The sequence below is a fragment of the Bradyrhizobium sp. 142 genome (assembly GCF_023074015.1).
In the GTDB taxonomy this organism is placed as follows: domain Bacteria; phylum Pseudomonadota; class Alphaproteobacteria; order Rhizobiales; family Xanthobacteraceae; genus Bradyrhizobium.
Map to the genome: position 1 here is coordinate 1 of NZ_JADPKQ010000053.1, position 1,028 is coordinate 1,028.

Below are 1,028 nucleotides of genomic sequence, written 5' to 3' on the forward strand. Positions count from 1 at the left end.
ACACCGCAACACTCACTACCGGGCGCCCGCTACGGCTTACCCGGACCGGACTTCCACCGGTTGGACCGCGCCAGCTTGCCTGGCGCACAAGCAATCCAGAATCCCTCCGCAGAGACAGACTGGATTGCTTCGCTGCGCTCACAATGACGGAGCAAGGTGCATCGTCGCCATTCTCCCACTCGCATTTCACACCGAAGACACGCCTTCGCATCCTCGCGGCGCATTCCGCCCGACTTATGCTGTCTCCTTCGCACCTCCAAGAAAGAGGGCGCAGGGAAGGCCGGGTGCCGGCCTGGCACCCACGGTCCGCTGTGCGCATGTAGCGCAAAAGGACTGCACAGCGGCATACAGGTGAAGCCTAAACGCTCGGCCTTCCCTGCGCAGTGGTTGGACGGCTTATGCCGTGCTCTCCCGGGAGCCGAATTCCTTCTGGCTTCCCTCACCCCAGCGAAAGTCGCCGACACCGCGCCGGTTGACGCAAATGCCGCCTCCGCAAGAGCTTGACCGTAGCAACGACGGCCAGGACCACACGTCTATATTTTGGCACCGGGTGAAACCGGCTGAAACCAACAAAACCCTTTAAAACAAGCACTTTTCGATTAGCCTGATCCGGGGCGTTTCAGCGGGCCTCGCCAAATCTAGGGCCCGGCCCTAAGCCTTTCAGCGTCCGCACGACAAGCTGAAAGCCCCGAAGCCGAGCCCTTTGGTCCCAACCCTTAGGAGCTGAAACCGAAATGGATACTACCATCACCACCGAACCCGCTGGCAAGCGCGCGCGCAATGGCAGCGTCGTCCTGACTGACCGCATGTGCGAGAAGCGTGTTGCTAAGCGGCTAAAACTCTACGACCGGAAATGCCCGGGTCTCTACGTCAGCATCACGGCCGCAGGCGTCGCCACCTTCTCTTTTAAGTTCACCGATCGGCAAACTGGCAAGCAACGCACCGGCTGGCTCGGCGTCTACAATCCAGAGACTTTTACCGTCGAGGACGCTCGCAGCAAGGTCTACAGCCTCAAGGGCATGGGCGGC

The 1,028-nt window shown here is 60.7% G+C and carries 1 protein-coding gene; it reads left to right on the top strand.

All coding sequences use genetic code 11. The features are described 5' to 3' along the window. Positions 1–734: 734 nt before the first annotated feature. Positions 735–1,028: Arm DNA-binding domain-containing protein (locus IVA82_RS05950; RefSeq protein ID WP_247381707.1), on the top strand; the 294-nt coding region annotated here is incomplete at its 3' end.